The sequence below is a fragment of the Lampropedia cohaerens genome, assembly GCF_001005215.1.
Lineage (GTDB): Bacteria > Pseudomonadota > Gammaproteobacteria > Burkholderiales > Burkholderiaceae_C > Lampropedia > Lampropedia cohaerens.
Genome location: NZ_LBNQ01000033.1, coordinates 1 through 13,760 on the forward strand (window position 1 = coordinate 1; position 13,760 = coordinate 13,760).

Here is a 13,760-nt window from a genome sequence, read left to right on the forward strand (position 1 = left end):
CCCCCCGATTTCAGTACCACGCCGAACTTAGTAGAGTCCGTTTTCCGAGCAGGAGACGGTAGTGAAAAAGCGTTTTACAGAAGAACAGATTCTCGACTTTCTTAAGCAGGCAGAGGCCGGCGTGCCGGTGAAGGAGCTGTGCCGGCGGCATGGCTTCAGTGATGCATCCTTCTACACTTGGCGTGCCAAGTTCGGTGGCATGACCGTGCCGGACGCCAAGCGGCTCAAGGATCTCGAGCTGGAGAACAGCCGGCTAAAGAAGCTGCTAGCCGAAGCCCATCTGGATATCGAGGCACTTAAGGTGGTCGCCCGGGGAAAAGGGTAAGCCCGACAGCACGGCGGGAGGCGGTGCAGGAGATGCAGGCCAGAACCGGTATCTCCGAGCGCCGTGCCTGTCAGCTGATCGGGCTGTCTCGCTCGGTGCTGCGCTATCAACCCCGTTCCAGCGAGCAAAACACCAGGCTGCAATCCCAACTTATGGAGCTGGCACAGGAGCGTCGGCGCTTTGGCTATCGGCGCCTGCATATCCTGCTGCGGCGGGCTGGCATGCAGGTCAACCCTAAACGGATCTATCGCCTGTACCGGGCTGCCGGGTTGATGGTGAAGCGCCGGAGGCGCCGCCACGGTGTCGCCGTAGAGCGCGAGCGGCTGAGTCTGCCGAGCGCGCCGAATCAGGTATGGTCGATGGACTTCGTCTTCGATGCACTCAGTACGGGACGTAGGATCAAATGTCTGACGGTGGTCGATGATTTCACCAAGGAGGTGGTGGGTATTCTTGTGGATCACGGCATCAGCGGCTTTCGTGTTACTCGCGCATTAGATGAAATGGCCCGATTCCGCGGTTACCCCAAGGCAATCCGCACCGACCAGGGCCCCGAATTCACCGGCAAGGCTCTTGATCAATGGGCCTATCAGCGCGGCATCAAGCTGAAGCTGATTCAGCCTGGCAAGCCGACACAGAATGCGTTCATCGAATCATTCAATGGCAAGTTTCGGGATGAATGCCTGAATGAGCACTGGTTCTGCTCACTGGCCGAGGCCAGAATCCGCATCGCGGCCTGGCGAAGGGACTACAACGAACACCGACCGCACAGCGCTATCGGGAATCACACCCCGGCAGAATTCGCTGCGCATTGGAGGGCAAGCCAACAGCAACCCCGACATGAAAAACTAACATCAACCCCAGGGCCTACTAACTAGGAAACGGTACTAAAACTGGGGGCAGGTCAGGAGAAGCGAACTGTCCGACGAGGCCGTCCCCCAGGCACTACCACTTTCGACGCCGAGCCAGCGTTGGCATTCGGAGCGGCCGTTCGTGTCGCCCGCCTGACGCAAGGTATTGCTCAGGAAGAACTGGCTGCGAAAGCAGGGATCGAGCGATCGCACATGGGCAAAATAGAGCGTGGGGAGCACATGCCCACTCTCGCTCTGATCTTAAGAATCGCCGCCGGACTCAAGCTTAGTGCTGCGGAACTCGTCAGCGCAGCCGAACGCAATCTTCGTGCTGCGGCGCACGATTCAGATGGGCATTGACGCTTTAGTCATCCGGAGGTCCTCGCAGACGTTCCATGAAGCGATCCAGCGAAACCGATGAGTTGCTGCTTTCTGGCCGAAGCAGATAGGTTGTGATTACCGCCGTGTCCTGCGCCAGAGGGCGAATCACCACGTCCGGCCTCTGGCTGATGGGAATCTTGGTCGCTGTCATGAAACCAATCCCATAGCCTGCGCCGACCAGCGTTAGCATCATGTCCAGCGACGACACTTCTTCGACAACGTTGAGCCTGTGTTCCAGAACCTGTAGCAGCCGATTTAGTTCTCGGCAGTAGCCTTCGCAGGCCAGTTTGTCGCACAGAACCAGTGGGTGACCCTGAAGTTCGTTGAGCGGAACTTGCTTGTGCGCAAGAAGCGAGTGCCGCGCTGGCACGGCGATCACAATCGGGTCTCGCCAGATCGGTTCAGCCACGATGCCTTCGCCAACATCCGCCGCGTGTGCAAATCCGATCGTGAAGTCGCCAGACCGTAGGCCCCGTATCTGCTCGGTCAGCGGTACCTCGGAGAGACGTATCTCGACCTCGGGCTCTTCCGCGCGGCAACGAGCTAGGAACGCCGATAGTCGTGGGTCCATCGCACCATCGGAAATTGCAATGCGCAGGCTGCCCCTCAGGCCCGCGGCAATGGCTCTGGCATTCTCACGCGCTTGCTCCAGGACAGTGAAGAGTCGGCGGGTGTCCTGCAAGAATGCCGCCCCCGCCACGGTCAGCCGTGTACCCCTGCGGTCGCGGTCAAACAGCGTGACCCCAAGCTCATCTTCCAATTCCTTGATCGCGCGAGACAAGGGGGGTTGCTCTATATGCAGCCTCTCGGCCGCCCGCGTGAAATGCAACTCCTCTGCCAAGACGACAAAGCATCGTAGATGACGCAACTCCATAAATCGGGCTCCTCGCAGGTTCTCATTCGCGCAAGATGTCCCGTGGACGAATCACGGTGGATGTGGAGGCTGGATCCATTCCAGGGAAGTTGATGCGCTTGACATCGCAAAAACTGGCATCTTGAGCGCTCGTGGTTGCTCGTGACGCGTCCCAATCGCGCGCGCCCAATCGGGGCGCGCGTCTCTGTCACACTGTGCAGAAGCTTTGAAAAGCACCGCACACCCGCGGCGTCATCCGCCGTGCTCTTTTTGTAGCAGCGAGCCGAGGCGAGCGACTTCATTGCTGGTGATCGCGATGTTGCGCCCATCCTTCGTCGACACCGAAGCCCCGACATTGAGATAGACGGCGCGCCCGAAGCGGCTTTCCTGTGCCATCTTTCCGTCCTTGAAGATGTACAGCGTTCCCCCGTCAGCCAAGGGAACCATCTCCTTGGCTGCTTGGGCTGCTGCATGACCGGCGAAGGCTGGCACGGAGAGAGCGCTCAACAGGGCGGCAATGACAATTTGCGATTTCATGATCGACTCCTTTGTAAAAACGACGACAACTTGCGCCGCGTCGTTAAATGTAGAAGCAGGCGGTCTACAGAGGGCTTACCCGTGCATTACATTCAATTCATGCGCTGTCATCTGCCGCCCATGAAGGATTAGGTTCCAGTGGGAGACAAGATGCCAAGCCATGCAACGCTCGCCAGAACCAAAACGGCCAAGGTTGCCTCCGTGAACAGACTCTGCCTAAGCTTGATGACTGCCTGTGCGCGATTGCCTGCCTTCAAAGCTGCCTCCAGGCTCGGGCTCAACCGATACCGATTGGCAGCAGCCAACGCCAGCATGCCTGCGAAAAGCAGGAGCTTTACCATCAGCAGCCGGCCATACAGCGTCGAGATGAGCGGATCAAACGATGGTCCGGCGATCAACAGGTAATTGAGAGTTCCACTCACGACGAGTGCAGCCACGATCGCTGTACCTATGCGAGCAAAGCCATTCGACGTCCGACTGAGGACCGCTACCGGGTCTTGCGCGACATCCCGCTTGTGGGATGCCAGCATCAAGAACGCCAACAATGCGCCCACCCAAGCGCCCGCTGCCCAGAGGTGGGTGATATCCGACGCAAGATGGATGTAGCCGCGAACGCCGTCGTCCATGGCGCCGTGGCCTGCCCACGCAAGGGTCGCCAGCGCCACGCCGGTGGAGAGCGCCATCACTGCAAATCGCAAGGTAGCGTTCAATTTCAACATTGCGACGAGCACACACACCAACAGCGCGAGGATGCGAATGCACCAGGCGATGCCCATGTGCGTGCCCGTAATGAGCATGTCGAAAACGTGCGTTGACAGCTCCGCGTAGCTTTGGGCGCCGGACATGGCCTTGGCCATGACCGTCATGCCCCACATCGACAGGGCAATGCCGATGGCAGCGGATGCGCCAATGAGGACGCGATAGCGGCGCGAGATCGTCGAGGATCGCTCGTCGTTGCCCAAAGCATAGAGTCCGAACATGGCGACGCCAAACGCCGCCGCCAGGTCCAGATAAAGCGCCAGGCGCAGGACGATGGTCAACCAATCCCCGGCCATGGGCTTACTTCACCTTGAAGGTGACGTTACCCGTGATCGGATGCGTGTCCGAGGAGACGGCACGCCATTCGACGCGATAGTCGCCGGGCTGGAGCGCCTGTGCTGGCGTGATGACCATGGTCTTGCCGTCGCCGGCACCCGCGACGCTGGCGTTGATCTTCATCGGGCCATGGCTCGCCATTCCCGGCATGCCAGTCATGACAAGGCTCGCGGCGGAGAACTGCGGCACCAGCGTTTCGGAGAACTTCAGCTCGATGGTGGCTGGCGCGGAAACCTGCGACTTGTCGGCTGGCGTTGAAGACACCAGCGAAGGATGCGCGAATGCGGCGGTGGCGAACAGACCAGCAGCGATCGGCGCGACGAGCTTGGCGATGAAATGTGAACGGGTCATAGAGATTTCTACCTTGATGTGTGAGGAGTGGTTTAAGAACGAAGTGCCGAGATAAGGCTTGCACCTTCGCAACGGCGTGGAACGAAAGAAACGGTTCGCTGGGCGATAGCAGGCTCCTGTAGGTTCAGAAAGAAAATCCGGTCACAGTCGGCTCGCTCTCAGGCGCAAGGCGTTGCCAACGACCGACGCCGAACTCAGGCTCATCGCCAATGCTGCGATCAGCGGCGACAGCAGCCAGCCCGTGAGGGGATAGAGAACCCCGGCGGCGATGGGGATGCCCAGCGCGTTGTAGAGGAAGGCGAACATGAGGTTCTGCTTCATGTTGCGCACGGTACTCACCGAGAGCGTGCGAGCGACAGCGATGCCACGCAGGTCGCCCTTGACCAGCGTGACCTGGGCGCTGTTCATCGCCACGTCGGTCCCCGTTCCCATGGCGATGCCCACGTCTGCCTTCGCCAAGGCCGGCGCGTCGTTGATGCCGTCTCCGGCCATGGCGACGATGCGTCCTTCTTTCTGCAGCCGCTCGATCAACATGAGCTTGTCCGCCGGCTTGACCTCACCATGCACCTCGTCGATGCCTAGGCGTGCACCGACGGCTTTGGCGGTGGTCTGCCCGTCCCCGGTGGCCATGATGACCCGCAGGCCCGCAGCCTTCAACGCGGCCAGGGCCTCGGGGGTGCTGCCCTTGACCGGATCGGATACGGCGAGCAAGCCCGCGAGCTGCCCGTCCACAGCCAAGTACATGACGCTTGCCCCTTCGCCGCGCAGAGCTTCGGCCTGGGGTACGAGCGGTTCCACCGATACGCCAGACTGTTCCATCAGCACTGTGTTGCCCAACGCGAGTTGCCGGTGCTCAACCTTTCCGCGCACGCCGATGCCGGTTCCCGATTCAAAGCTCTGAGGCTTCACGAGTTGGAGGCCCTGGGCACGCGCGGCCTGCACGATGGCGTCGGCCAGGGGGTGTTCACTGCCCTGGTCCAGGCTGGCCGCAAGACGCAGCACCTCATCGTTCGTAAAGCCGGGTGCTGCGACGACCTGATCGAAAGCAGGTCGGCCTTCGGTCAGGGTTCCTGTCTTGTCGATGACGAGGGTATCGACCTTGCGAAGATTCTCGATCGCCGCGGCATCGCGGAATAGCACGCCCTGCGTGGCGCCACGGCCCGTTGCGACCATGATCGACATCGGCGTGGCCAGACCCAGCGCGCACGGGCAGGCGATGATCAGAACGGCCACCGCATTGATGAGTCCATAGACCCAGGTGGGCTGCGGCCCGAAGAATCCCCATACAAAGAGCGTCGTGACCGCAATGGCAACGACGGCCATCACGAAGTAGCCGGCAACGACATCGGCCATGCGTCGCATCGGCGCCTTGGAACGCTGCGCCTGGGCGACCATCTGGACGATCTGCGACAGAACGGTGTCCGAGCCGATCCGCTCCGAACGCATGACCAGCGCGCCGCTGGTGTTGAGTGTGGCCCCGATGACCTTGTCGCCCGCGCGCTTGCTTACGGGCAGCGGTTCGCCGGTCAGCATGGATTCGTCAATCGAGCTGCTGCCCTCGTGCACGATGCCATCCACCGGCACCTTCTCGCCGGGTCGGATGCGCAGCAGATCGCCGACGTGCACATGGCTGAGCGGCACGTCTTCCTCGCTGCCGTCCGCATTGATGCGCCGCGCGGTCTTGGGCGCCAGCCCCAGCAGCGACTTGATGGCCGCCGAAGTCTGGGAGCGCGCCTTGAGTTCCAGCACCTGGCCGAGCAGTGTCAGCGAGATGATGACGGCGGCGGCCTCGAAATACACGCCGACCCGTCCCATGGACATGAAGGAAGCTGGAAACACTTCCGGCGCAACGGTTGCCACGACGCTGTAGATGAATGCCGCACCCGTTCCCAGGCCGATCAGTGTCCACATGTTCGGGCTGCGGTTGACCACGGACAGCCAGCCGCGGGAGAAGAAGGGCCAGCCGGCCCACAGCACGATCGGCAACGACAGCACCAACTCGACCCAGCTCTGTGTAGCCATGTCCATCAGGTGTAGCCGCTCGCCCAGCATCGCCAGCGCCAGGACCACGAGCGTCAACGGCAAGGTCCACCAGAAGCGACGCGAGAAGTCACGCAACTCCGGGTTGTCGTCGTCGAGGTCGGGCAGCAGAGGCTCCAGCGTCATCCCGCACTTGGGGCAGATTCCCGGATGATCCTGGCGGATCTCCGGGTGCATCGGGCAGGTGTAGATTGTTCCGGGTGCGGTTGGCGATGCCGCCGGGGCCGGTGAAATCGCGGTGCTGGCATGGTGATGCGGTGCATGGCCGCTGCCTGTGCCTATGCCCGCGCCACCGCTGGCATATCGCGCCGGATCGGCGTCGAATTTGGCCTTGCATCCGGTGCTGCAAAACAGGTACGTGTTCCCCAAGTGCGTGGAGCGGTGCTCCGACGCCGCCGTGACCGCCATCCCACACACCGGATCTCGTGTCGAGGCATCGGGCTGCGAGTGGCTTGAGGGCCCGCCCGCATCGTCACTTCCAGCATGGCTGGCGTGATGGTGGTGGGTATGCGTGCCGGACGTTGTGGCACCCGCCGCCATGCCTGCGTGCTCATGTCCTGAAGACTTGCTGGGTGAATTCATAGTGACAAGTGCCCTCCGCCGTTAACCGTTGGTGTCTGGTGATCGCAGCAGGCCGCACGCGCGCAAGGAGACAAGCGCGGCGTCGCGTGCTCGCACGGTGCGAGTGCCTCGACTCATTGCTTCTGCTCCTTGGAGGCTGCGGCACCTTCCTCACCCTGACGCGCGGCATGATCGTGTCCGCCGTGGCCGTGACCACGGTGCATGAACAGGTGCATCAGCGGACAAGCCGCCAGCAGCAGGAAGGGGAGATAGCCGGCAACATGTGCCGTGTGCTCCTTGAGCAGGAAATACGCGGCGACAGCGGCGATGATGAGGAACGCCACGCCGTAGCGCGATCGCCAGAACCGGGGACGATCGCTGGGGGTATGTGTGTGCTGATGCTGCATGGCATATCTCCACGGAGAAGGGTTGATGGATGGTCAGCGATGCGACTGATAGACCGTGCTGCTACCGTTTTTCCCGATCAGCAGCACGTCGTAGGCGTCCTTGCGTCCACCATAGGCCGGACCATCCATGCCGGGCGAACCGACCGGCATGCCGGGCGCCGCAAGGCCGATGGCCTGCGGGGCTTCGCGCAGCAAGCGTTGAATGTCCGAGGCAGGCACATGACCCTCGATGGCATAGCTGCCGATCTGCGCCGTGTGGCACGAACCGTACTTCTGCGGGATGCCCAGCCGCGTGCGCGCTGCCGTGTTCCCGGTGTCGAGAACCTGCACATCGAAGCCTGCGCCTTGCAGGTGTGAGACCCAGTCCTTGCAGCATCCGCAGCTCGGGTCCTTCCAGACCTTGGCAATCGGTCGGCTCTGCGCCAGGCTCGGTCCTGCGAGTGCCATCACCAACAAGCCAGCGATCAATGCCTGGCGTCTCGGCACTTTGCCCTGGCTTCTGTCGTAGTGCATGTTCATAGATTGCCTCTCATCAGATGATCAAACCCGCTAGGTTCTAGAACCAGAATCGCACGCCAGCCACCCAGCGCGTCTGCTGCGCGCGGCCGCCTTCGGCACGCACATAGTCCGCGGTGCGTCCGAAGCTGCCCGCCCGTTCCACGCCGATATAGGGGGCGAACTGGCGACTGAATTCATAGCGCAGGCGCAAGCCAGCAGACGCTTCGGCCAAGCCCTTGCCGATACCGCGTTCCGGGTCGTCCTTGCCATAGAACTGCAACTCGGCGCGAGGCTCCAGAATCAGTCGCTGGGTCAGCAGCAGCTCGTAGCTGCCTTCGACACGCAGCGCCGTACGTCCGCCACTTCCCACGTAGCCCGTCGCCTCCAGCTCGAACCAGTAGGGGGCGAGGCCCTGGATGCCGAAAGCCAACCATTGACGGCTCGGGCCTTCGCCGTTATCCACCCGAATGCCGAGCTGGGTGTCCCAGTACGGTGCGACGGCGTGCCCCCAGAGAAGCTCGGTACGCGATTCTTCGAGCTTTCCTTTGGCGATATCGCCTTCGGCCTTCACGACGGCCTTGTTGTAGGTCGTCCCATACCACGCCTGGAGGTCGTAGGCCGTGGAATCGTCCCCTTTGCGCGTGAAGCGGCGTTCCAGGGTTTCGCCGCGCAACGAGAAGAACCTGTGTTCGTCGGCCAGCATCAGCCGCGGCACACCGGGTACGGCGTAGTCGCCCGATCCCAATGTCAGGCCATTGGAGTAGCCATGCGGATCGCGGGCGTCAGGAGGCGCCGACCCGCCCTGCATCTGCATGTTGCCGTGATCCATGGCCGGGGCCGCGGTCGAGCCGCTCGCCGACGCCGCGTGACCCGCGTGCGGGTCGGCGGCAGGAGCCACGGTCTGAGTGGATGGCGCGGCCGTTTGAGAGTCGGCCTGGCCGTGCGCAGCATGGTCGTTCTGTGCTTGTGCCTGTGCGGCGACGCTTACCAGGGCCAGTAGCGTCGTGGCCAGTGCGCGAGTGGGGAGTGCTTTGGACATTCTTGGTCTTCCTTGTGCGCTGGGTTCAAGACACCACGACTTCGCGGAACATGCCGGCATCCATGTGGAACATCAGGTGGCAGTGCCACGCCCAGCGGCCGAGCGCGTCGGCTGTCACCAGGAAGCTGATGCGTTGTGCCGGCTGCACCGGCAGGGTGTGGCGGCGCGCAAGGAAGCGACCGTCGGGGCTTTCCAGCTCGCTCCACATGCCGTGCAGGTGCATGGGATGGGTCATCATGGTGTCGTTGTGCAGAATGACCCGCAGCCGCTCGCCGTGTTTGAAGTGCACCGGCGTGGACTTTCCGAACTCCAGCCCGTCCAGGGACCATGCGTAGCGTTCCATGTTGCCCGTGAGGTGCAATTCGACCTCCCGGCCAGGGCCTCTCTTGTCCAGCGGCCCCGACGGGGTATGCAGATCCGCGAGGGTCAACACGCGCCGACCGTTGTTGCGCAGTCCAATGCCGGGGTCATCGAGGTTGGTGCGCGCCATGTCAACGCGCATGTCCGTGCTGGCACCATACTCGGTGCGAGCGTGGCGGGCAGTAGTGCTGGGCACGGCCAGTCCCCCCGCAGCCGCGGCGTGTTGGCTGTGATCCATCGCCATGCCACCGTGGTTCATGCCAGCCATCGCCCCATGATCCATCCCGGACATCGAACCCGAGCCCATCCCGGTCATCCCGGTCATCCCGGTCATCCCGGTCATCCCGGTCATCCCGGTCATCCCGGTCATCCCGGTCATCCCGGTCATCCCGGTCATCCCGGTCATCCCGGTCATCCCGGTCATGCCCGTCATGCCCGTCATGCCCGTCATGCCCGTCATGCCCGTCATCCCGGTCATCTCCATGGCCTGGCCGGACCCGCCATGGTCCATGCCCCCCATCATGCCGCCCATCATGTCGTTCATGGTCAGCCATTCGACCGGATCGAGGGCAGGCACGGGAGCTTGAAGACCTTCACGCACGGCCAGCGTGGCACGCGCGTAGCCTGTCCGGTCCATCGCCTGGGCGAAGATCGTGTAAGCGTCATCCCGTGGCTGGACGATCACATCGACGGTTTCGCCCGGACCGAATCGGAACTCATCGACCGTCACCGGCTCCACGTCAACACCATCGACGTGCACCACCGTGAGTTTCAGTCCGGGAATGCGTACGTCGTAGAAGGTGTTGCCCGCACCGTTGACCATGCGCAGCCGCACGCGCTCCCCCGGTCGGAACAACGCCGTCCAATTGCCGGCGGGGGTGACGCCGTTGGCCAGATAGGTCAGCGTGGCGGCGGACAGATCGGCGAGATCCGTCGGATTCATCCGCATCTCGTTCCACATCTTGCGCTTGTCGATCGCAGCGGCCATGCCGTCGCGCGAGGCGTCCCGGAAGAAGTCGAAGACGGTAGGTTGGTTGTAGTTGTAGTAGTCGCTTTGGGACTTGAGCTTGGTGAACACCCGCATCGGGTCTTCGTCGGTCCAATCCGAGAACAGCAGCACGTGGTCACGGTCGGCGCGGATGGTCTCGGCGCCAGCGGGGTCGATGATGATCGCCCCGTACATGCCCGTGAGTTCCTGGAAGCCGGAGTGCGAGTGGTACCAGTAGGAGCCGCTTTGCTGAACCTTGAAGCGGTACGTGAAGGTCTCGCCGGGAGCGATGCCTTTGAAGCTAATGCCCGGCACGCCATCCATCTGATACGGCAGGATGATCCCGTGCCAGTGGATGGATGTGGCTTCACGCAGCTTGTTGGTCACACGGATTGTGACGGTGTCACCCTCGCGCCAACGCAATGTCGGTGCCGGCAGCGAGCCGTTGATGGTCGTAGCCACGCCTGGCTTGCCCGTGAAGTTCACGGGCGATTCGGCGATCACCAAGTCGAACTCGGTGCCTTTTAGCACAGGGGCGGCACCGCGCGTCGCGGAGCCTTGCTGGGCAAATGCCTTGAACGCCGGCGTGGACAGCCCAGCGAGAACGCCGCCGGCGGCTAACCCTTGGACGAAACGCCGACGAGAAAGGCCCTGTGGGGGCACGATAAAAAAGGGTGAACGAGGCGGCATGGCCTGAAATCCTCCATAGATGACTCGGAAGTCGTTCTAAACGCCACCCCATCCTGAGCGGCACAGTTCGACGCAATGCAGGTCATGCTATGGGTTGGGCACTTTCCACCGAATGACCCTTGAATTACATTCATGTAATGTTCGTGTCATGTTCGTGGAAGCTGGCAACCAGTAAATTGCTGATTGAAGTGGATGAATGCGTACATCGTGAGCGGCTATTTTTCTGCGCCGCAGCGATTTCATGGGACATGCGATGAAACTGCTGGTCGTTGAAGACGAGAACAAGACGGCGGATTACGTCCGCCAAGGTCTCATGGAGGCGGGATTCGTAGTGGATCTGGCGCGCAACGGATTGGACGGACACCACCTGGCCATGGGCGAGACATACGATCTGGTGGTCTTGGATGTCATGCTGCCGGATGTCGATGGCTGGCGCATCGTGCGTGCCCTTCGAGATGCCGGTAAACAGGTCCCTGTACTCTTTCTGACGGCGCGTGGCGGTGTGGACGACCGTGTCAAGGGATTGGAACTGGGAGCGGACGACTACCTCGTCAAGCCATTCGCCTTCTCTGAGTTGCTGGCGCGGGTGCGGACGCTGCTGCGACGCGGAAGCGCTCCGAGCCAGCCTGATCGCATCCAGGTTGCCGATTTGGTACTGGACTTGGCGCGCCGACGTGCAACGCGCGCTGGCCAACGCATCAATCTCACCAGCAAGGAGTTCGCGTTGCTTGAGCTCCTGGCCCGTCGCCAGGGGGAAGTCCTTCCACGTTCTCTGATCGCGTCGCAGGTATGGGACATGAATTTCGACAGCGACAGCAACGTCATCGATGTAGCCATCCGCCGCCTACGCGCGAAGATAGACGATGCGTTCAATCCGAAGCTCATCCACACCGTGCGTGGAATGGGATACACGCTCGATGCGCCCGATGATGCCCCTGCGCCATAAGCCGCGGCAAAGCCGTCCAGCGTCGCTTGCATTGAGGGTCACGGCCCTGGTTGGTATCGCCACGACCTTGGTGTTTCTTGTGTTCAATTGGGTCATTCTCCGGTCGTTGGAGCACCACTTTGCTCAACAGGATGCCCACGAACTGGAGGCAGTGACAACCGCTTTGGCTCAGCCCTTGCACCAGCTTGCAAGTGACATCGCAAGCGACGAACTGAAGCAACACTTGGCCAACGCAGTCGCAGGACATCATGGGATGACGTACGGCGTCTACGATGGGGCTGGCAATAGCATCTATGCCACGCCCGGTCCTGACCTGTCTAAACTTGCCAGTAGCAAAAAGTTGGTCAACCGCATCACCGCTGACGATTTGATCGTGTGGCAGGAGGATCAGAGGTCATATCGAGGTGTGGTGCTGCAACTGCCTGCTGACGATTCAGCGGCGCCCGGCTACCGCATCGTCGCTGCCATGGACATCGGCTTTCATCTCGACTTCCTGGCGGAGTTCAAGCGCATGCTCTGGTGGGCAACCGGCTTGGTCATGTGCCTGGCGCTCGGTGTGGCTTGGCTGGCGGTGCAGTGGGGCCACCTGCCGATTCGCAAGGTCAATGAAGAGATTCGGGCGATTCGCTCTTCAAAGCTGGATGTGAGGCTGGATCCTCGGGATGTGCCGATCGAACTGGCGGAACTGGTATTCGCCTTCAACGATATGTTGGCGAGAATCGAGGAAGGCTTCACCCGGCTATCACACTTTTCCGCAGACATCGCGCACGAGTTGCGCACGCCCGTCACCAACCTGGTCACGCAGACTCACGTGGCGCTTGGCCAGCCGCGCAGCAACGAGGAATACAGAGAAATCCTCTATTCAAATTTGGAAGAGTTTGATCGGATGGGACGCATGATTGGTGACATGCTGTTTCTTGCCCAAACGGAAAATGATCCCCGCAACTTGCGTCTGTCTACCATTGATCTGTCCGAATTGGTGCGGAGTCTGTTCGACTATTTCGAGGCGCTGGCAGAAGATAGCGGCATTACGCTTGGTGTTAAAGGGGCGATCGGCAGCATAGCGGCGGATCGGGAAATGCTCACCCGGGCGCTGAACAATCTTCTCTCGAATGCAATTCGACACACGCCTCGCGGCAAGAGCATCACGGTCTTGCTTTCGCAGGACGAGCAGTGGACAACGATCAGTGTGGTCAATCCCGGTGAGAGAATTCCTGAGCGCGATCTACCAAAGCTCTTCAACCGCTTCTACCGAGTTGATCCGGCACGGCAACGAAATACGGCGGGCGCCGGTCTTGGCCTTGCCATCGTGAAATCGATTGCGGAGGCACATGGTGGCTCCGTTGCCGTGACCTCCAGTGAGCTTGTCACCAGGTTTGACTTGGTATTGCCCCATCTGCGGCAGTAGTCCGAGGGCGCTGCGGTCCGTCCAGCCAACTGGCGTATCTCTTTGCCTGATTCTGGGATCTACCCGGCCGGCCACGTTGCTACGCGAGCGGGACATTTTTTCTCCGTGACTGCCACGTGCCCAGTCCTAGCGGCAGGCGCCGACATCATGCGCTTGTGTATCCCATCGCTACGTCCACACCGCGCGCGGGGGCCTTTGCTCGGTCGTGATCCGGTCACCGATCGTCGATAGCCTCAGCGGTCAGTGCCGAACGTCTGCCTGCTCGGCGCCTCGATCGCGCGCAGACCTGGCTGTGTGCGCTGAGCCCCTGAGGTGAGTTGGAAGTTGGTCTGCTGGTTCGTTGCGCGGGTATATGTACCCGTAGCTGGGTACAGAGAGTCTTATTGATCAAGATCAAGGTACTGCTATCAGGCGCCGGCTGCATATGAACGCA

Annotated in this window: 13 protein-coding genes; 4 read left to right on the forward strand and 9 right to left on the reverse strand. The window is 61.5% G+C overall.

The genetic code is table 11. The features are described from left to right. Positions 1–61: 61 nt before the first annotated feature. Both AAV94_RS10355 and AAV94_RS10360 read left to right on the forward strand, forming a co-directional pair. Positions 62–1,200 (forward strand): IS3 family transposase gene (locus AAV94_RS10355; protein ID WP_156167861.1). Its coding sequence is split into 2 segments (ribosomal slippage): positions 62–311 and positions 311–1,200, totalling 1,140 coding nucleotides; the frame shifts between segments, so codons are not numbered across the junction. Positions 1,201–1,215: 15 nt separating this feature from the next. Then, a complete protein-coding gene (locus tag AAV94_RS10360; RefSeq protein ID WP_046742251.1) occupies positions 1,216–1,533 on the forward strand; it encodes a helix-turn-helix domain-containing protein in 318 nt (105 codons plus the stop codon). Positions 1,534–1,537: 4 nt separating this feature from the next. On the opposite strand, the gene AAV94_RS10365 is transcribed toward AAV94_RS10360, so the two are convergent. From AAV94_RS10365 to AAV94_RS10405, 9 genes are all read right to left on the reverse strand, one after another. Beyond that, positions 1,538–2,428, reverse strand: coding sequence for a LysR family transcriptional regulator (locus AAV94_RS10365; protein ID WP_013391826.1), 891 nt, complete (start codon positions 2,426–2,428; stop codon positions 1,538–1,540). A gap of 231 nt (positions 2,429–2,659) precedes the next feature. Then, positions 2,660–2,944, reverse strand: a complete 285-nt coding sequence (locus AAV94_RS10370) for a CopK family periplasmic copper-binding protein (RefSeq protein WP_003090336.1) — start codon at positions 2,942–2,944, stop codon at positions 2,660–2,662. A 128-nt stretch (positions 2,945–3,072) separates the two neighbouring features. Then, complete coding sequence (gene copD, locus AAV94_RS10375) at positions 3,073–3,999, reverse strand: copper homeostasis membrane protein CopD (protein WP_016445094.1); 927 nt, start codon at positions 3,997–3,999, stop codon at positions 3,073–3,075. 4 nt (positions 4,000–4,003) lie between these two features. Then, the gene (gene copC, locus AAV94_RS10380; protein ID WP_008063308.1) at positions 4,004–4,390 is read right to left on the reverse strand and encodes a copper homeostasis periplasmic binding protein CopC; all 387 of its coding nucleotides are present in this window, start codon (positions 4,388–4,390) and stop codon (positions 4,004–4,006) included. Between the two features lie 141 nt (positions 4,391–4,531). Then, positions 4,532–6,970: a heavy metal translocating P-type ATPase gene (locus tag AAV94_RS10385; protein ID WP_456236138.1), complete on the reverse strand. Its 2,439-nt coding sequence runs from the start codon at positions 6,968–6,970 to the stop codon at positions 4,532–4,534. Between the two features lie 155 nt (positions 6,971–7,125). After that, positions 7,126–7,398 (reverse strand): DUF2933 domain-containing protein, encoded by a 273-nt coding sequence (locus AAV94_RS10390; protein WP_013391823.1) that lies wholly within the window; start codon positions 7,396–7,398, stop codon positions 7,126–7,128. A gap of 33 nt (positions 7,399–7,431) precedes the next feature. Further along, positions 7,432–7,917, reverse strand: coding sequence for a DUF411 domain-containing protein (locus AAV94_RS10395; protein ID WP_013391822.1), 486 nt, complete (start codon positions 7,915–7,917; stop codon positions 7,432–7,434). A gap of 37 nt (positions 7,918–7,954) precedes the next feature. After that, entirely contained in the window at positions 7,955–8,935 is a 981-nt protein-coding gene (locus tag AAV94_RS10400) for a copper resistance protein B (RefSeq protein ID WP_013391821.1), read from the reverse strand. A 25-nt stretch (positions 8,936–8,960) separates the two neighbouring features. After that, positions 8,961–10,973 carry a copper resistance system multicopper oxidase gene (locus AAV94_RS10405; protein WP_084824876.1) on the reverse strand — a complete coding sequence of 671 codons (2,013 nt, stop codon included), beginning with the start codon at positions 10,971–10,973 and terminating at the stop codon, positions 8,961–8,963. Positions 10,974–11,226: 253 nt separating this feature from the next. On the opposite strand from AAV94_RS10405, the gene AAV94_RS10410 reads away from it, so the two are divergent. Beyond that, entirely contained in the window at positions 11,227–11,919 is a 693-nt protein-coding gene (locus AAV94_RS10410) for a heavy metal response regulator transcription factor (RefSeq protein WP_003097513.1), read from the forward strand. Further along, on the forward strand, positions 11,903–13,327 hold the full coding sequence (locus AAV94_RS10415) for a Cu(+)/Ag(+) sensor histidine kinase (protein WP_003121551.1): 1,425 nt from the start codon (positions 11,903–11,905) through the stop codon (positions 13,325–13,327). The genes AAV94_RS10410 and AAV94_RS10415 overlap by 17 nt, the downstream gene beginning before the upstream one ends. The last annotated feature ends 433 nt before the right edge of the window (positions 13,328–13,760 follow it).